Genomic DNA, 16,426 nt, shown 5'->3' on the forward strand with positions numbered 1-16,426 from the left:
ACAAGCCACAGAGATCACAGAGATCACAGAGGGGTTGTCGCCTTTCTCTGTGTCCTCTGTGTTCTCTGTGGCTCCTGTTTTGTTGCGTCGCCAGTCCAGGCGCAAACCGAAGACGTCCTGCACCTCTACAACTGGAACAACTACATTTCAGACCAGACGGTGGCGCGCTTCGAAGCACGATACAAATGCCGCGTGGTGCAGGACTACTATTCCGACAACGAGGAGATGCTGGCCAAGCTGGCCGCGGGCGCGACCGGCTACGACATCATCGTGCCGACCGGCAATGCGCTGGAGTCGCTGATCCGGCAGAAGGCGCTGCGGCCTCTCGACAAGTCCAGGCTGCCGAACTTGAAGAACATCAATCCCGCCTATCTCGACACGCCCTTCGATCCGGGCAACCGGTTTTCCGTGCCCTATGCGTACACCATCACGCTGCTCGGCTACAACGTGCAGAAAATGCGCGAACTGGGGCTGCCGACCGACACCTGGGCGGTGATCTTCGAGCCCAAATACCTGCAGCGCCTGAAAGACCGCGTCACCGTGCTCGATTCCCAGCGCGAGCTGATGGCGGCGGCGCTCAAGTATCTCGGATACTCGGCCAACGACACCGACGAGGCGCACTGGAAGCAGGCACGCGACCTGATCATCCGCGCCAAGCCTTACTGGGCGGCATTCAATGCATCGAGCTATATCAAGGAACTCACCGTCGGCGACATCTGGCTGGTGCACGGCTACTCCAGCGACATCTTCCAGGCCAACCTCGACGCACAGCATGCCGGCAGAAAATTCGCCATCGCTTCCAGCGTGCCCAAAGAAGGCGCGGTGCTGGCGCTCGATTCCATGGTATTGCACAAGTCCGGCCCGCGCCCCGACCTCGCGCTCCAGTTCATGGACTTCATGCTCGAAGGCCGGAACTCGGCCGAGCTGACCAACCTGATCGGCTCGGGCAACCCCAACCTGGACGCGATGCGCTACATCAATCCGGAGATCGCGCGGAATCCGGCGATTTTCCCCGATGCGCAGCATTTCAAGCACCTGGAAATGCTGCGCGATCTTAACCGTAACCAAAGGCGCGTATTGTCGCGTATGTGGACAGAAATCAAACTGCGATAGGCGACGAATGGAGGTGGTTTCATATGATCAGCAAGGCGCACACGGTATGGCCCGGTAAGCCTTATCCCCAAGGGGCGACCTGGGACGGAGAAGGGGTCAATTTCGCCCTGTTCTCTGAACATGCCGACAAAGTGGAGTTATGCCTGTTCGATGTGCGTGGCCATCGTGAAATAGAGCGCATCGTCATGCCGGAACAGACCGACCGCGTATGGCATTGTTACCTGCCGGAAGCAAGGCCGGGCCTGCTTTACGGTTACCGGGTATATGGGCCTTACCAGCCGGAGCGCGGGCACCGCTTCAATCCCAACAAGCTGCTGCTCGATCCCTACGCGAAATCGCTCCAGGGCAGACTGCGTTGGCACGATGCCCATTTCGGCTACAAGATCGGCGCCAAGCGCGAGGACCTTTCATTCGACTGGCGCGACAATGCCGTCTTGATGCCCAAATCGGAAGTGGTCGATCCACGGTTCGACTGGGGCGACGACAGACCGCCTGCAATTGCGTGGAACGATTCCATCATCTATGAATTGCATGTCAAGGGCTTCACCCACCTCCACCCCGGCGTTCCCGAAGCGCTCCGCGGCACCTATGCGGGGCTCGCCAGCCCACCGGTCCTGGAACACTTGAGGCGGTTGGGGGTGACCGCGGTGGAACTGATGCCGATCCACGGGTTCGTCGACGATCGGATGCTGGTCGACAAAGGCCTGCGCAACTATTGGGGCTACAATTCCATCGGCTATTTCATGCCGGACCGCCGCTATTCCGGCACCGGAAACCCGGTGAACGAGTTCAAGGCAATGGTAAAGGCCTTGCACGGAGCGGGTATCGAAGTGATCCTGGACGTGGTGTACAACCATACGGCAGAGGGCAACCAGCTCGGTCCGACACTGTGCTTCCGCGGCATCGACAATGCCGCCTACTACCGGCTGATGCCAGACAATCCGCGTTATTACCGCGACTACACCGGCTGCGGCAATACCCTCAACATGATGCATCCGCGCGTGCTCCAGTTGATCATGGATTCGTTGCGATACTGGGTTCAGGAAATGCACGTCGACGGCTTCCGCTTCGATCTCGCCGCTACACTGGCACGCGAACTGCACGAGGTGGACAGGCTCGGCGCCTTCTTCGACATCATTCACCAGGACCCGATACTGTCCCAGGTGAAGCTGATCGCCGAACCGTGGGATGTCGGAGAAGGCGGCTACCAGGTCGGCAACTTCCCTGTCGGCTGGACCGAATGGAACGCCAAGTACCGCGATGCGGTGCGCGCCTACTGGAAAGGCGAAGGCGGCCTGATCGGCGACCTTGCCTCGCGGCTGACCGGCTCCAGCGATCTATACGCCCACAATGGACGCCGGCCCTACGCCAGTATCAATTTCATTACCGCTCACGACGGCTTCACGCTGCAGGATCTGGTGAGCTACGAAAAAAAGCTCAACGAAGCCAACGGAGAAAAGTGCCAGGACGGCGAATCCAACAACCTGAGCTGGAACTGCGGCAAGGAAGGCCCCAGCGACGATCCCGAAATCGTTGCGCTGAGGGCACGACAGAAACGAAATTTCATCGCCACCCTCTTCCTCTCGCAGGGTGTACCGATGTTGCTCGCAGGCGATGAACTGGGACACACGCAGAATGGAAACAATAATGCCTACAGCCAGGACAACGAAATCAGTTGGATGGACTGGACGTTGCAGCCAGGTGACCGAGCGTTCCTGTCTTTCGTGTGCCAGATGATAGATCTGCGCAGGAAGCACCCCGCCTTTCGCCGGCGCAGTTTTTTCCTGCAGCATCACATGCGCGATGGCGAAAAGAACATCCTCTGGTTCAATCCGGATGGTCTGGAAATGAGTAACGCGGAATGGAATCAGGGTTTCGCCCGCTGTCTTGGCATGTACCTGGCGGGTGATGCGATCGGCGAGGTCGATAAGCACGGAAACCCGGTCAAAGACAACGATTTCCTGCTTCTGATCAATGCCCACCACGAGCCTATCCCGTTTCAGATCCCGGGTTTTCACAGCCGCACGCGCTGGCATGTCACAATTGATACGAGTGACCCAAACATGCTCGGCCCAGCGAAACGTTATGCCTGCGGCAGCATTTTCCTCCTCCAGGGGCGCTCTCTGGTCCTGATGCAGCAACCCATACAAAAGAAAATCTGATATTGCTCGCAGGTGCGGCGAAGTATGAAAGCGGTTTTGCGGCAAAAGCGCAAATGAAAAGGGCTAGAGAACTCTAGCCCTTTGAACTTATGGGGTGGCTGATGGGGCTCGAACCCACGACAACCGGAATCACAATCCGGGACTCTACCAACTGAGCTACAGCCACCACTTGAACAACAGAACCAAACTGGCCTGCCCGACAGGAATCGAACCTGTAACCCCCAGCTTAGAAGGCTGGTGCTCTATCCGGTTGAGCTACGGGCAGATTGTCGGACAAACTAAACTGGTCGGGGTGGAGAGATTTGAACTCCCGACATCCTGGTCCCAAACCAGGCGCGCTACCAGGCTACGCTACACCCCGAAGAGGCAGCACTATACCGTGGAGATGCGGGCTCGTCAACTTTGCATAAGAAGCAAAAGCGCTTTAAAGTGTTGCTTATTCCGTTCTCCTATCAGCACACTGTCCATATACCATGCCCGCACAGATCATAGACGGCAAAGCAATCGCCGATAACCTCCTGCAACAAATCAAACAACGCGTAGAAGCACGAATAGCAGCAGGTAAACGACGCCCCGGCCTCGCTGTAATCCTGGTCGGCGACGACCCGGCATCTTCCATCTACGTGCGCAACAAGCGCCGGGCCTGCGAAACCACAGGCTTCCATTCGGTTTCACACGATTTGCCCGCATCTACCAGCCAGGATGAACTTCTGGCGCTGATCGACCAGCTCAACGCAGATCCTGCCATCGACGGCATCCTCGTCCAAATGCCGGTGCCGGCCCATATCGACAGCGAGGCAATTGTTGAGCGCATCCACCCGGACAAGGACGTGGATGGATTTCACCCCTACAACATCGGCCGCCTGGCCCTGCGCATCCCGGTGCTGCGGCCTTGTACGCCACGCGGCGCGATGACGCTGCTGCGCAGCACTGGCGAGGAACTGAAAGGCAAGAACGCCGTCGTGGTCGGCGCATCCAATACCGTGGGCCGCCCGATGGGTCTGGAACTCCTGCTGGCAGGATGCACAGTGACGACCACGCACCGCTTTACCCGCGACCTGGCCGGCTACGTGCAGGAAGCTGAGATCCTGGTGGTCGCGGTCGGGAAGCCCGGCCTGGTCAAGGGGGAATGGGTACGCGAAGGCGCCACGGTGATCGACGTCGGCATCAACCGCCTGCCGGATGGAAAGATTTGCGGCGACGTGGAATTCGCCACGGCGTCCCAGCGCGCCGCGTGGATCACGCCGGTGCCGGGCGGCGTCGGACCGATGACAGTCGCCACCCTGCTCGAGAATGCCATTGATTCGGCTGACAAATTTCATTTGTAATCAATCTGTAATACCAGCAGTCCAATCTGATACTTTAATTTGATTAAAGGAGCGTCAATGGTTTCCAGGAAGTCGGCCAAGCAATGCAAACTTTTCGTGCTGGATACAAATGTGCTGATGCACGACCCGACCAGCCTGTTCCGCTTCGAGGAACACGATATTTACCTGCCGATGATGACCCTGGAGGAACTCGACAACAACAAGAAAGGTGTATCGGAGGTGGCGCGCAACGCCCGCCAGGCAAGCCGCTTTCTGGACGAGATCGTCAGCGGCGCGAAGAACGGAATAGAGGACGGCATTTCGCTCAAGGGGCACCGCGGCGGCAGCGCCTCCGGAAAACTGTTTCTGCAGACCGAGGCGATCAGCGGTGAATTGCCGGCCAACTTCCCGATAGGCAAGGCCGACAACCAGATTCTCGCCGTGGTGATGCACCTGCACCGGCAGCAGAACAAGCGCAAGGTGATCCTGGTCAGCAAGGACATCAACATGCGCATCAAGGCCCGTGCGCTTGACCTGGCGGCCGAGGACTACTTCAACGACAAAGTGCTGGAAGACACCGATCTTCTTTACACCGGCACACGCGAGCTCGCTGCGGATTTCTGGGACCGCCACAGCAAGGACATGAAGTCGTGGCAGGACGCTGGGCACACCATGTACCGCCTGACCGGCCCGCTCTCTTCCAACCTGTTCATCAACGAACTGGTCTACCAGGAAGACCCCAAGCCCTTCTACGCCCTGGTCAAGGAGCAGAGCGGCGACACCATGGTGTTGCAGACGCTCAAGGACTACAGCCATCTCAAGAACTCGGTATGGGGCATCACGGCCCGCAACCGTGAGCAGAATTTCGCGCTCAATTTACTGATGAACAAGGACATCGACTTCGTTTCCCTGCTCGGACAGGCCGGCACCGGCAAGACCCTCCTGACCCTGGCAGCCGCGTTGCAGCAGACCCTGGACCAGAAGCTTTACTCCGAAATCATCGTCACCCGCGTCACCGTTCCGGTGGGCGAGGACATCGGCTTCCTGCCGGGTACCGAACTGGAGAAGATGAGCCCGTGGATGGGTGCGCTGGAAGACAACCTCGACGTGCTGAACAAAACGGATGAAGAAGCCGGAGAATGGGGCCGTGCCGCCACTCAGGACCTGATTCGCTCGCGAATCAAGATCAAGGCGCTGAATTTCATGCGCGGACGTACCTTCCTGAACAAGTTTCTGATCATCGACGAGGCGCAGAACCTTACGCCCAAGCAGATGAAAACCCTCATCACCCGCGCCGGCCCCGGCACCAAGGTGGTCTGCCTGGGCAACATCGCGCAGATCGACACGCCCTATCTCACCGAAGGCAGTTCGGGCCTGACCTATGTAGTGGATCGCTTCAAAGGCTGGCCGCACAACGGCCATGTCACCCTTATGCGCGGCGAACGGTCACGCCTCGCCGACTACGCCTCAGAAGCGCTCTAGTGTACTGTTTCACGCTAAACGGCGCTTTCAGCGAGACCCTGAGCGGTCATATGCAAGACGCGCGTGCGCCGGAATAGTCACTCTATTCCAAGTACGTGCAACGCCGCAGATGACCGCTCAGGGTCTCGCCCGAAGGGAGCCCTCCCAAAAGCGCCCTGACTGCGTTGCGGTGCTTGGCAAGGGGACGGCCATTGCCGGCGCACCACGCCTTGCCATGTCACTTTTGGGTGGGCTCTGAAAGTGCCGTTTAGCGTGAAACAGTACACTTGCCTTCCGCCCTCTCGCCCGTCACTTTTCCAGTTCGTCGCAATAGCGCTGGTAGTGACGGGCGAACATGGCTTCCAGTTCATCGACCACTTCGGCAGCCAGCTTGCCGTGCATCAGATGCCCCGTCATGTGCTCGGACGTCTCATGGAACAGCTTGTTCTGATCCAGCATGGGATAAGTCGCGCGCAAGCGCTTGATTGCCTTGACTACGCTCTCCTGTTCCGGGCGCGCAACCTCCACCGGTTGAGCCGGTTTTTGAGAGGGCGAGAGCGTGCCACGGGTAGCGAGAAATTCCATGAAAGCGCTCACCGTCTGCTGCTGCTCGTCGCTCAGCGCACGGAAGAGATGAAGAGCCTTTTTTTCGGAGGGAGTAAGAGAAACGCCACCACGCATTAACATTGCTGTATCTTCTATTTAAACGCAATAACGTTCTGCTTTTAGTCTTTTAATCGCGTTTCCGCATAATCCAGGAACGCCTGGAGCAAGCGCGAGCGGAATTTTCCTTCCGCGTACACCACCGACAAGGGCCGAATCAAGGGTGGATTTAACGGAATCGCCACCAGTTCGCCAAGCTTGAGTTCTTTCAGAATGGTCGAGCGCGACACGATGGCAATGCCAAGTCCGGCTTCCACCGCACCCTTGATCGCCTCCAAACTGCCCAATTCCATGGCGATATGCAGGTCTTCGGGATTAACGCCGCCGAGGCGGAAATAGTCATCCACCACATTGCGCGTGCCGGAGCCAGTTTCCCGGCTGATATAGGGCTGTTCGGCCATTTGCACAGGCGCGATATCGTGGTACTTGGCAAACGCATGTTGCGGCGAGCAGATCATCACCAGTTCATCCTGGCAACACACGATGCTTTTCAGATGCGGGTGCTGCGAAGGCGCCTCGATCAGCCCCACGTCCAGGGTATGGTCGGCGACCTTGTTCTCGATGGTTTCCGAATTGGCCACCGTGAGGCGCGCCTGCACGTGCGGATAGCGCACCTTGAAATCGCCAAGCTTGCGCGGCAACATGTATTCCGCGATGGTCGTGCTGGCTCCCAGCATCAGGATGCCGCTGACCTGGCCGGTCATCTCCCCCATCCGGGTTTCCAGTTCGGATGTCAGGTTTAGAATGCGCTCGGCGTAATCAAGCACAAGATCACCCGCCGGTGTCAGGCTGATCTTGCTGTGGCTGCGTTCGAACAACCGCGTATTGAAATGTTCTTCCAGCTGTTTGACTTGGAAAGTCACGGCGGGCTGAGTCATGAACAGCAACTCTGCTGCTTTGGTGAAACTGAGTTGCTTGGCAACCGTGTAAAAGACCTGAAGACGGCGATCTGCCATGTTAAATCCATGCTCGTGTTAATCTGAGCCGCATATTCAATCATAAAACGCCGCTCATGAATAGATTTATAATATGACGGCAAAAGATAACCTTATCCCTTTACATGACAAACGAAACTAATCAGGAAAAGATCGACTTCTTCATGGCCGCAGCACTCGAGCTGGCGCAGCGTGGCGGCGCTCTGGGCGAAGTGCCGGTAGGAGCGGTCGTGGTGTACCAGGAGCAGATCATCGGACGCGGATTCAATGCCCCGATCAGCAGCCACGACCCTACGGCTCATGCCGAAATCCAGGCCATGCGGGACGCCGCCCAACGTATTGGCAATTACCGCCTGGTGAACTGCGATCTCTATGTCACGCTCGAACCCTGCACCATGTGCGCCGGCGCCATCATGCATGCCCGCATCAAGCACCTTTTTTATGGCGCCAGAGACCCCAAGACCGGCGCTTGCGGCAGCATCGTCGACCTGTTCGAGGAGCAGCGCCTGAATCACCATGCAAGCGTAACCGGTGGCGTTCTCGCAGCCCAGTGCGGGACCATGCTGTCAGACTTTTTTGCAGAGCGCCGCCGGCTGCAAAAACGCGCCAGGGAAAGCCAGGAATAAACGCACGCTGAAGGGTGTCGGACCAGATGCGAATCTGCAGGGTAACGTTTACCTACAGAGGGATTCCCACCTAGATTTGACATTTATTGCCATCGGGATTAATTTGAAATGGTATGTGCCGGTCTCAAAAAACCGGCAAAAGCACCAACAACTGGTTGTCTCAAGGAGTCGCCATGTCTAGGTACGCTTCACTGCCGGTTTACGAGGTTGAATTCATTCCGGCCGAGCGCAGAATCACGCAAAGGTGCAGCCCGCTCCAGCGAATCAACGACCCGCTCCCCTCTGGCGAGCGCAGGACGTCGCCGGGACGCCGGGCGGACGACTGGTATGCGTATTTCGCTGCCGGACTCTCACCGGTAACCAAGTACGGCCACTGAGCCCGAGGTATCTCCCGTTGCGCCATCGATTGCAGGGACTGAAGCCCAGGCGTCCCATAAACGAGAGAGTTCGTTTTGCGCCGCCTGAAAACAAAAAAGCCACTCAGAAAGTGGCTTCATGTTTGGTTGTTCTGGTCGGGGCGAGAGGATTTGAACCTCCGACCACTTGCACCCCATGCAAGTACGCTACCAGGCTGCGCTACGCCCCGAAGGACGCCATTATAGACAAAAAGCCCCTGCGTAGCCAGCCCGAATATTTGATAAATCGCGACTAGGCCCGCAATAATTCCAATACACTTTTAATTTCGGCACGGATGAAGGAAAAATCAGGGTGAGTGGATAGCGACGCTTCAACGTGTTCTTCGACCACGTGTGAGACCTTGGTGCCGGCGCCTTCGTCCAATCGGTTGCGGGCGCCGCTGATGGTAAAACCTTGCTCATAAAGGAGTTCGCGAATACGACGGATCAGCAGCACTTCGTGGTGCTGATAGTAGCGTCGGTTGCCACGCCGCTTGACTGGTTTGAGCTGGGTAAATTCCTGTTCCCAGTATCTCAGCACATGCGGCTTGACGCCGCAAAGCTCGCCCACCTCACCGATGGTGAAGTAACGCTTTGCGGGAATCGGGGGCAGTTCAGACTGCGGCGTTATTTCCGGCATATGACTCTTCCACTAATGCCTTGAGTTTTTGGCTGGCGTGAAACGTTACTACACGGCGTGCGGTAATCGGAATTTCTTCCCCGGTTTTAGGATTTCTGCCGGGACGCTGCGGCTTGTCGCGCAATTCGAAATTGCCGAAGCCGGAAAGCTTCACACCGTCGCCGTCCTCAAGTGCCAGGCGAATTTCCTCAAAGAACGATTCCACCATGTCTTTAGCCTCACGTTTGTTGAGGCCAACTTGTTCAAACAGCATATCGGCCAATTCGGCTTTGGTGAGTGTCATTAATTATTCCTTAAGCTCGCAGTGTCGCGTTGAAGCGGGTCGCCAGAACCTCTTTAATCCGGGCAAGTGCCGCTTCGACTTCTTCATCAGTTAATGTTTTTCGAGTATCTTGCATCAGCACTTTGAATGCAAGACTTTTTTTACCTAAATCAATACCTTTGCCACGATATACGTCAAACAACATGAGATCCGTGACGGACTCCGGCAATTGCTCGCGCATGCCGTCGAGCAGCGTTTGCACATCGACACCCTCTTCCACCACTACAGCCAGATCGCGCCTCACTGGCGGAAATTTGGAAACCTCGCTGAACCTCGGAATTCGACGCCGCATCAGCGGGCTTAATTCCAGTTCAAACATCACCGCCGACTGCGGCAGATCGTATTTCTGCTGCCAGCGCGGGTGCAAAGTGCCGATCCAGCCAATCGCCGCACCGTCCAGAAACACTTGCGCCGATTGCCCCGGATGCAGTGCGGGATGACTGGCTGCGTTGAAGTGCAATTCTGCCGGATGGCATAAGGCTTCGAGGTCGGCCTTTACATCGAAGAAATCGACCTGACGCAGCGCTTCGCCCCACTGCTCGGCTTTCGCTCCGCCGTAACACAAGCCGCCCAGGCGCTGCGGCTGCGAATAGGCATTTTCTCCGCCGGCGAAACAGCTCCCGATTTCATAAATCCGTACCCGATCGTGCCGACGGTTGAAGTTGAAACGCAGCACATCGAGCAATCCACCGAACAGTGTCGAGCGCATCACGCTCATCTGACTTGCAATGGGATTCTGCAAAGCGACGGGCGCTTCATTGCCGGCCAGATCGGATTCCCAGGCTTTATCCACAAAGCTGTAGGTCACGACCTCCTGGTAATCCCGCGCCACCAGGAACTGGCGTATGCGGTCAGTTCCCTGCACCGCTTCTGCTTGCGGCAGCAAACGTAAATCGCTGCGCGGCGGCAAGGCGGGGATATTGTCATAGCCATGAAGGCGTGCCAGTTCCTCGATCAGGTCGACCTCGATAGCCAGGTCGAAACGATAACTTGGGGGAGTGACGCAGTAGTTCCCTGCTTGTTCGCTGAAATCCAGGTGCAGGCGGCGCAGCAATCCGGAAATGACCGCATCGCTCAAATCGATACCCAGCACACGCCGCGCACGTTCGGCGCGCAGGACGATGGGATCGCGCTTCGGCAAGACACTGCAGACTTCCTGTACGCCCCCTGCCTCGCCGCCGCAGATGTCCAGAATCAGTTCGCTCGCGCGCTCCAGTGCCGTGCGCGTGGACGCGAAATCCACGCCTCGTTCGAAACGATAGGAGGAATCGGTTGAAACTCCGATGCGACGCCCCTTGCCGGCAATCACGTCCGGGTCGAAAAAGGCGCTTTCCAGAAAAATATCAGTTGTGCCATCCGTTACCGCGCTGCTCTCGCCACCCATGATACCGGCCAGCGCCAGAGCGCCCCCATCATCGGCCACCACCAGCATGTCCGGTGCCAATTCCACAACTTGCTGGTTGAGCAGTGCAACTTGCTCGCCATCCCGCGCGAAGCGCACCTGCAATCCGCCGCAGATTTTCGCCATATCGAATGCGTGCAGCGGCTGCCCTTGTTCCAGCATGACGTAGTTGGTGATATCCACCACCGGGTTGATGCTGCGTATGCCGCAACGTTCGAGGCGACGCACCATCCAGTCCGGCGTAACCGCGCCGGGTTTGATGCCTCGCACCACGCGCCCACAGTAGCGCGGACAGGCTGACGGTTCAGCCACGACGACCGGCAATGTGCCTGCCCCACCGGATGGCACGGACGCGACTGGCGGCAACGCCAAGTCGGCGCCCGTTACTGCGGCCACTTCGCGCGCCACGCCGAGCAGGCTGAGGCAATCGCTGCGGTTGGGCGTGAGTTTCAGGGTGAACAGCTTGTCGTCCAGGTCGAGGTAGGCACGAATCGATGTGCCGGTCGGCGCGTCGGATGGTAACAGCAGCAGCCCGCTGCTCTCTTCCGCCAGGCCCAATTCCTTGGCGGAACACAGCATGCCGAAGGACTCGATGCCGCGCACCTTGGCGCGCTTGATGGTCAGCCCGGGCAGTTCCGCACCGACCAGCGCACAGGGCACGCGCGCCCCAGCGTGAACGTTGCTTGCGCCGCACACGATTTGCAGCGTTTCGCCCGCGCCGACATTGACCTGGCAAACGTTGAGCCGGTCGGCATCGGGGTGTTTTTCCAGCGACAGCACTTCCGCCACCACGATCTTGTCGAACGCGGGGGCCACCGGCTCCAGCGCTTCCACTTCCAGTCCGGCCATGGTCAGGGCTTCGGACAGTTGATCGCTGTCCAGCGCAGGATTGACGAAGGTGCGTAACCAGTTTTCCGAGAATTTCATAACAAGCCGTCAGCTTTCAGCAAGCAGTTGTCAGCTAAACAGGCGCATGCCGCCGTTGGCTGAAAACTGATGTCCAGATTCAATTAAATTGTTTGAGAAACTTCAAATCGTTCTCAAAAAACAGGCGTAAGTCATTGACACCATAGCGCAACATGGCCAATCGTTCGACACCCAAGCCGAAAGCGAAGCCGATATATTTTTCACTGTCGATATTCACGTGCTTCAGCACGTTGGGGTGCACCATGCCGCAACCGCCAATCTCGAGCCAGCCGCCATTCCAGCTCATGTCCATCTCGGCCGATGGCTCGGTGAACGGAAAGAAGGACGGGCGAAAGCGGACTTGCAGGTCATCGCGTTCGAAAAAGCGCTGCAGGAAGTCCTGCACCACGCCTTTGAGGTTGGCGAAGCTGATCTCTTCATCGACCCACAGGCCTTCCACCTGATGAAACATCGGCGAATGCGTGGCATCGGAATCGACACGATACACACGCCCTGGCGCGATGATTTTCAGCGGCGGCTGGTTCGTTTCCATGTAATGCACCTGCACCGGCGAAGTATGGGTGCGCAGCATGTGCTGGGCATCCACGTAGAAGGTGTCGTGCATCGCCCGTGCCGGATGGTTTTCCGGAATATTGAGAGCAGTGAAATTGTAAAAATCCGACTCGATTTCAGGGCCTTGGGCCACATCGAAACCGATGGAATGGAACAATGATTCGATCCGCTCGAGCGTGCGCGTGACGGGGTGCAGACCGCCCCGACCGGCACCGCGCCCGGGCAAAGTCACATCCAGCGCTTCTTTCGCCAACTGGGCCTGCAATTGTTGCTCGCGCATCGCTTCGCGCCGGGCGGCAAGCGCCTGTTCCAGCTGTTCCTTGACCTGATTGATGCGCGCGCCAGCCGCGGGCCGCTCTTCGGGCGTCAGTTTGCCCAGCCCCTTCATTATTTCGGTCAAAGCGCCGCTTTTGCCGATATAACGCGCCTTGACCTGTTCCAGGTCGGCCGGGTTATCAATGCCGGCAAAAGCTGCCAGGCCTTGATTCAGAATTTCTTCGAGTTTTTCCATGATCATGCCGCCGAAATAAAAAAGGAGGCCGGAGCCTCCTTTTTCAGATGTTACCGCTTAAGCGCTGAGGCTGGCTTTGGCTTGCTCGGCAATCTTGGCGAATGCCGGCTTGTCGAAAACGGCCAGATCGGCCAGCACCTTGCGGTCCATGTCAATCATGGCTTTCTTGAGGCCGTTGATGAACACGCTGTAGGTCATGCCCAGTTCACGGGCTGCTGCATTGATACGCACGATCCACAGGGCGCGGAACTGGCGCTTGCGTTGGCGACGGTCACGGTAGGCATATTGACCGGCCTTCATCACCGCTTCTTTAGCGATGCGATAGACGTTCTTGCGACGACCGCGGTAACCCTTGGCCTGTTCCAGTACTTTCTTGTGACGGGCGCGTGCCGTTACACCACGTTTAACTCTTGGCATTGTCCGTCTCCTTAAGCGTAGGGCATCATGGCACGAATCTGACGCATGTTGCTCTCGGCAACCATGGTCGTACCGCGCAACTGGCGTTTACGTTTTGTGGTTTTCTTGGTCAGGATATGACGCAAGTGGGAATGGGTGCGCTTCACGCCGCCACCACCCAGAGTCTTGAAGCGCTTCTTGGCGCTACTCTTGGTCTTCATCTTAGGCATTTACAACTCCTAGTTTATAACATGGACCTGGGCGTTCCCCAACGGAGACACTTGTTAGCCTGGGTACCACTTGTTTTGCCCGTTAAGGGCATCACCACCACTGTAAGCTGCTAAAGCAGCAACATTGGTGCGATAGTCGCCAGCTTGGAGCTGACAACTGAATTCTTGCTGCTACTTTTTCTTGGGCGACAGCACCATCACCATCTGCCGACCTTCCATCTTGGGGAACTGCTCAACCGTGCCGAATTCGGCCAGATCGGCTTCGACTCTTTTCAGCAGTCTCATACCCAGTTCCTGATGGGTGATTTCACGCCCGCGAAAACGCAGGGTGATCTTCGTTTTATCGCCTTCTTCGAGGAAACGGACCAGGTTGCGCAACTTGACCAGGTAGTCGCCTTCGTCCGTACCGGGACGGAATTTCACTTCCTTGACCTGGATCTGCTTCTGCTTCAGCTTGGCTTCGTGCTGTTTCTTGCTTTCGCTGTATTTGAATTTTCCATAATCCATCAAGCGACAGACTGGCGGCTGCGCCGTGGGCGCAATCTCGACCAAGTCAATCTCGGCGTCTTCGGCCATCTGCATGGCAGCTGACAGACTTACGATACCGAGCGGCTCACCTTCCACGCCAACCAACCGGATTTCCTGTGCGGTGATTTCACCGTTGACCCGGCTTTCTTTTCCCTGAGCGATAGCTAAATCTCCAAATCAATTAAAAAACTAAGCCGCGCTTCCCTTATCGGCCAGGTCCTTGGATAACTGCTCCAGCAACGCTTCCAGCGGCATCTGGCCAAGGTCTTCGCCCTTGCGGGTTCGCACGGCAACTAGGTTGGAGGCCACTTCCTTGTCCCCTATTACCAGGAGATACGGCAGCCTCTGCATGCTATGTTCGCGAATTTTATAGGTAATCTTCTCATTTCTCAAGTCCAGATGGACGCGGAAGCCATTTTGTTTCAATTGTTCCGCCACCTGGCGCGCATATTCCGCCTGGGATTCCGAAATATTCAGTATCGCCATCTGCACCGGTGCCAGCCACAACGGCAGCGCGCCGGCATGGTTTTCGACCAGAATACCGATGAAACGCTCCAGTGAACCGAGAATCGCGCGGTGCAGCATCACCGGGGTCTTGCGCGTGTTGTCCTCGTCGACGAACTCGGCGCCCAGGCGGCCCGGCATGGAGAAGTCCACCTGTATCGTGCCGCACTGCCAGGAGCGACCTATGGCGTCCTTGATGTGGAATTCGATCTTGGGGCCGTAGAACGCCCCTTCGCCCGGCAATTCCACCCACGTCATGCCGGAAGCACTCAAGGCGGCGCGCAGAGCATTTTCGGACTTGTCCCAGATTTCGTCGGAGCCGACCCGGCTTTCCGGGCGCAACGCCAGCTTCACAGCCACGTCGTGAAAGCCGAAGTCCTTGTAAACCTTCAGCACCAGCGCGTTGAAAGCGGTCACCTCGGACTCGATCTGACTCTCAGTGCAGAAGATGTGGCCATCGTCCTGCACGAAGCCGCGCACGCGCATCAAGCCGTGCAGACCGCCCGACGGCTCGTTGCGGTGGCATGAGCCAAACTCGCCATAGCGCAGCGGCAGCTCGCGGTACGAGCGCAGGTCGGCATTGAATACCTGAATGTGGCCGGGGCAGTTCATCGGCTTGATCGCGTATTCATGTTTTTCCGACTCGGTGGTGAACATGCCGGCCTTGAAGTGTTCCCAGTGGCCGGATTTTTCCCACAGCACGCGGTCGATGATCTGCGGGCAGCGGATTTCCTGGTATCCGTGGTCGCGATACACGCCGCGCATGTACTGCTCGACCACCTGCCACATCGCCCAGCCCTTGGGATGCCAGAACACCATGCCCGGCGCCTCGTCCTGCATGTGGAACAGGTCGAGTTGCTTGCCGATCTTGCGGTGGTCGCGCTTTTCCGCCTCTTCCAGGCGGTGCAGATAGGCTTCCTGATCTTCCTTCTTGACCCATGCCGTGCCGTAGATGCGCTGCAGCATTTCGTTCTTCGAATCGCCGCGCCAGTAGGCGCCGGCCACTTTCATCAGCTTGAAGACCTTGAGCTTGCCGGTCGAAGGCACGTGCGGGCCGCGGCACAGGTCGGTAAAAGTGCCCTGGGTATACAGCGACAGGTCCTCGTCGCTGGGAATGGACTCGATGATCTGGGCCTTGTAGTGCTCGCCCAGGTTCTTGAAGAACGCGATGGCGTCGGAGCGCGACACCACTTTGCGCTCGACTTTCAGGTCGGCCTTGACGATTTCGGCCATTTTCTTTTCGATGGCCAGCAAATCTTCCGGCGTGAACGGCCGTTTGCAGGCGAAATCATAGAAGAAACCGTCCTCGATCACCGGTCCGATGGTGACCTGTGCTTCCGGAAACAGTTCTTTTACCGCCTGGGCCAGCAAATGGGCGGTGGAGTGGCGGATGACTTCCAGGCCTTGCGCATCCTTGTCGGTCACGATCGCCAACTCGGCATCGGATTCGATCAGGAAGGAAGTGTCGACCAGCTTGCCGTTTACCTTGCCGGCCAATGCCACGCGGGCCAGGCCAGCGCCAATATTTGCAGCCACGTCCGCGACCGTTACGGCTTGGTCAAATTTGCGTTCGGAACCATCGGGCAAACGAATTACTGGCATAACCGGGTCATCCAAGAAGAAATTTAGCGCAAAAACAAAAAATGCGGCCAAAGCCGCATTTTAGGTAAAGCTGGTAGGCGCGATTGGACTCGAACCAACGACCCCCACCATGTCAAGGTGATGCTCTAACCAGCTGAGCTACGCGCCTAG

At 57.5% G+C, this 16,426-nt stretch carries 16 protein-coding genes and 5 tRNA genes; 6 read left to right on the plus strand and 15 right to left on the minus strand.

Features of this window, described 5'->3' with window-relative positions; translation table 11 throughout:
* Positions 1 to 159 precede the first annotated feature (159 nt).
* Both SKTS_RS12135 and glgX read left to right on the plus strand, forming a co-directional pair.
* Positions 160 to 1,113, plus strand: coding sequence for an ABC transporter substrate-binding protein (locus tag SKTS_RS12135; protein WP_244617326.1), 954 nt, complete (start codon positions 160 to 162; stop codon positions 1,111 to 1,113).
* Positions 1,114 to 1,136: 23 nt separating this feature from the next.
* Positions 1,137 to 3,275: a glycogen debranching protein GlgX gene (gene glgX, locus SKTS_RS12140; RefSeq protein WP_173065240.1), complete on the plus strand. Its 2,139-nt coding sequence runs from the start codon at positions 1,137 to 1,139 to the stop codon at positions 3,273 to 3,275.
* Positions 3,276 to 3,365: 90 nt separating this feature from the next.
* Here the strand turns inward: glgX and SKTS_RS12145 are convergent.
* The 3 genes from SKTS_RS12145 to SKTS_RS12155 form a co-directional block, all read right to left on the minus strand.
* A tRNA-His gene (locus SKTS_RS12145) sits at positions 3,366 to 3,441 on the minus strand.
* Positions 3,442 to 3,463: 22 nt separating this feature from the next.
* Positions 3,464 to 3,540: transfer RNA gene (locus SKTS_RS12150), tRNA-Arg, on the minus strand.
* 19 nt (positions 3,541 to 3,559) lie between these two features.
* Positions 3,560 to 3,636: transfer RNA gene (locus SKTS_RS12155), tRNA-Pro, on the minus strand.
* Positions 3,637 to 3,748: 112 nt separating this feature from the next.
* On the opposite strand from SKTS_RS12155, the gene folD reads away from it, so the two are divergent.
* Together folD and SKTS_RS12165 are read left to right on the plus strand one after the other, a co-directional pair.
* A complete protein-coding gene (gene folD, locus SKTS_RS12160) occupies positions 3,749 to 4,603 on the plus strand; it encodes a bifunctional methylenetetrahydrofolate dehydrogenase/methenyltetrahydrofolate cyclohydrolase FolD (protein ID WP_173065243.1) in 855 nt (284 codons plus the stop codon).
* 57 nt (positions 4,604 to 4,660) lie between these two features.
* Positions 4,661 to 6,064 carry a PhoH family protein gene (locus tag SKTS_RS12165; protein WP_173065246.1) on the plus strand — a complete coding sequence of 468 codons (1,404 nt, stop codon included), beginning with the start codon at positions 4,661 to 4,663 and terminating at the stop codon, positions 6,062 to 6,064.
* A 288-nt stretch (positions 6,065 to 6,352) separates the two neighbouring features.
* On the opposite strand, the gene SKTS_RS12170 is transcribed toward SKTS_RS12165, so the two are convergent.
* Together SKTS_RS12170 and SKTS_RS12175 are read right to left on the minus strand one after the other, a co-directional pair.
* Positions 6,353 to 6,730 carry a hypothetical protein gene (locus SKTS_RS12170; RefSeq protein WP_244617327.1) on the minus strand — a complete coding sequence of 126 codons (378 nt, stop codon included), beginning with the start codon at positions 6,728 to 6,730 and terminating at the stop codon, positions 6,353 to 6,355.
* A gap of 38 nt (positions 6,731 to 6,768) precedes the next feature.
* On the minus strand, positions 6,769 to 7,662 hold the full coding sequence (locus SKTS_RS12175) for a LysR family transcriptional regulator (protein ID WP_173065249.1): 894 nt from the start codon (positions 7,660 to 7,662) through the stop codon (positions 6,769 to 6,771).
* A 104-nt stretch (positions 7,663 to 7,766) separates the two neighbouring features.
* Here SKTS_RS12175 and tadA point away from each other — a divergent pair, with 104 nt between their 5' ends.
* Positions 7,767 to 8,267, plus strand: a complete 501-nt coding sequence (gene tadA / locus SKTS_RS12180; protein WP_173065252.1) for a tRNA adenosine(34) deaminase TadA — start codon at positions 7,767 to 7,769, stop codon at positions 8,265 to 8,267.
* Between the two features lie 173 nt (positions 8,268 to 8,440).
* Complete coding sequence (locus SKTS_RS12185) at positions 8,441 to 8,644, plus strand: hypothetical protein (protein ID WP_173065255.1); 204 nt, start codon at positions 8,441 to 8,443, stop codon at positions 8,642 to 8,644.
* A gap of 132 nt (positions 8,645 to 8,776) precedes the next feature.
* Here the strand turns inward: SKTS_RS12185 and SKTS_RS12190 are convergent.
* The 10 genes from SKTS_RS12190 to SKTS_RS12235 all read right to left on the minus strand — a co-directional run bounded on the left by SKTS_RS12190 (position 8,777) and on the right by SKTS_RS12235 (position 16,424).
* Positions 8,777 to 8,853, minus strand: a tRNA-Pro gene (locus SKTS_RS12190).
* Positions 8,854 to 8,915: 62 nt separating this feature from the next.
* Positions 8,916 to 9,302 carry a MerR family transcriptional regulator gene (locus tag SKTS_RS12195; protein ID WP_173065259.1) on the minus strand — a complete coding sequence of 129 codons (387 nt, stop codon included), beginning with the start codon at positions 9,300 to 9,302 and terminating at the stop codon, positions 8,916 to 8,918.
* A complete protein-coding gene (locus SKTS_RS12200; protein ID WP_173065262.1) occupies positions 9,277 to 9,585 on the minus strand; it encodes an integration host factor subunit alpha in 309 nt (102 codons plus the stop codon). Before SKTS_RS12200 ends, SKTS_RS12195 begins: the two co-directional genes overlap by 26 nt.
* A 10-nt stretch (positions 9,586 to 9,595) precedes the next feature.
* Positions 9,596 to 11,953 carry a phenylalanine--tRNA ligase subunit beta gene (gene pheT, locus SKTS_RS12205; protein ID WP_173065265.1) on the minus strand — a complete coding sequence of 786 codons (2,358 nt, stop codon included), beginning with the start codon at positions 11,951 to 11,953 and terminating at the stop codon, positions 9,596 to 9,598.
* Positions 11,954 to 12,032: 79 nt separating this feature from the next.
* Positions 12,033 to 13,016 (minus strand): phenylalanine--tRNA ligase subunit alpha, encoded by a 984-nt coding sequence (pheS, locus tag SKTS_RS12210; RefSeq protein ID WP_173065268.1) that lies wholly within the window; start codon positions 13,014 to 13,016, stop codon positions 12,033 to 12,035.
* A gap of 57 nt (positions 13,017 to 13,073) precedes the next feature.
* Positions 13,074 to 13,433 (minus strand): 50S ribosomal protein L20, encoded by a 360-nt coding sequence (gene rplT / locus SKTS_RS12215; protein WP_173065271.1) that lies wholly within the window; start codon positions 13,431 to 13,433, stop codon positions 13,074 to 13,076.
* An 11-nt stretch (positions 13,434 to 13,444) separates the two neighbouring features.
* Positions 13,445 to 13,642 carry a 50S ribosomal protein L35 gene (gene rpmI / locus SKTS_RS12220; RefSeq protein ID WP_173065274.1) on the minus strand — a complete coding sequence of 66 codons (198 nt, stop codon included), beginning with the start codon at positions 13,640 to 13,642 and terminating at the stop codon, positions 13,445 to 13,447.
* Positions 13,643 to 13,813: 171 nt separating this feature from the next.
* Positions 13,814 to 14,332, minus strand: a complete 519-nt coding sequence (gene infC / locus SKTS_RS12225) for a translation initiation factor IF-3 (protein WP_173069215.1) — start codon at positions 14,330 to 14,332, stop codon at positions 13,814 to 13,816.
* Between the two features lie 27 nt (positions 14,333 to 14,359).
* Entirely contained in the window at positions 14,360 to 16,276 is a 1,917-nt protein-coding gene (thrS, locus tag SKTS_RS12230) for a threonine--tRNA ligase (RefSeq protein ID WP_173065277.1), read from the minus strand.
* A gap of 71 nt (positions 16,277 to 16,347) precedes the next feature.
* A tRNA-Val gene (locus tag SKTS_RS12235) sits at positions 16,348 to 16,424 on the minus strand.
* Positions 16,425 to 16,426 lie beyond the last annotated feature (2 nt).

Source organism: Sulfurimicrobium lacus (genome assembly GCF_011764585.1).
GTDB lineage: Bacteria > Pseudomonadota > Gammaproteobacteria > Burkholderiales > Sulfuricellaceae > Sulfurimicrobium > Sulfurimicrobium lacus.

Excerpts from the sequence above, each read along its gene's own strand:
- SKTS_RS12165 (WP_173065246.1), top strand. The coding sequence starts at position 4,661 with ATGGTTTCCAGGAAGTCGGCCAAGCAATGCAAACTTTTCGTGCTGGAT.
- pheT (WP_173065265.1), bottom strand. The coding sequence starts at position 11,953 with ATGAAATTCTCGGAAAACTGGTTACGCACCTTCGTCAATCCTGCGCTG.
- folD (WP_173065243.1), top strand. The coding sequence starts at position 3,749 with ATGCCCGCACAGATCATAGACGGCAAAGCAATCGCCGATAACCTCCTG.
- thrS (WP_173065277.1), bottom strand. The coding sequence starts at position 16,276 with ATGCCAGTAATTCGTTTGCCCGATGGTTCCGAACGCAAATTTGACCAA.
- rplT (WP_173065271.1), bottom strand. The coding sequence starts at position 13,433 with ATGCCAAGAGTTAAACGTGGTGTAACGGCACGCGCCCGTCACAAGAAA.
- tadA (WP_173065252.1), top strand. The coding sequence starts at position 7,767 with ATGACAAACGAAACTAATCAGGAAAAGATCGACTTCTTCATGGCCGCA.
- SKTS_RS12195 (WP_173065259.1), bottom strand. The coding sequence starts at position 9,302 with ATGCCGGAAATAACGCCGCAGTCTGAACTGCCCCCGATTCCCGCAAAG.
- SKTS_RS12170 (WP_244617327.1), bottom strand. The coding sequence starts at position 6,730 with ATGTTAATGCGTGGTGGCGTTTCTCTTACTCCCTCCGAAAAAAAGGCT.
- glgX (WP_173065240.1), top strand. The coding sequence starts at position 1,137 with ATGATCAGCAAGGCGCACACGGTATGGCCCGGTAAGCCTTATCCCCAA.
- pheS (WP_173065268.1), bottom strand. The coding sequence starts at position 13,016 with ATGGAAAAACTCGAAGAAATTCTGAATCAAGGCCTGGCAGCTTTTGCC.
- SKTS_RS12185 (WP_173065255.1), top strand. The coding sequence starts at position 8,441 with ATGTCTAGGTACGCTTCACTGCCGGTTTACGAGGTTGAATTCATTCCG.
- SKTS_RS12200 (WP_173065262.1), bottom strand. The coding sequence starts at position 9,585 with ATGACACTCACCAAAGCCGAATTGGCCGATATGCTGTTTGAACAAGTT.
- rpmI (WP_173065274.1), bottom strand. The coding sequence starts at position 13,642 with ATGCCTAAGATGAAGACCAAGAGTAGCGCCAAGAAGCGCTTCAAGACT.
- SKTS_RS12175 (WP_173065249.1), bottom strand. The coding sequence starts at position 7,662 with ATGGCAGATCGCCGTCTTCAGGTCTTTTACACGGTTGCCAAGCAACTC.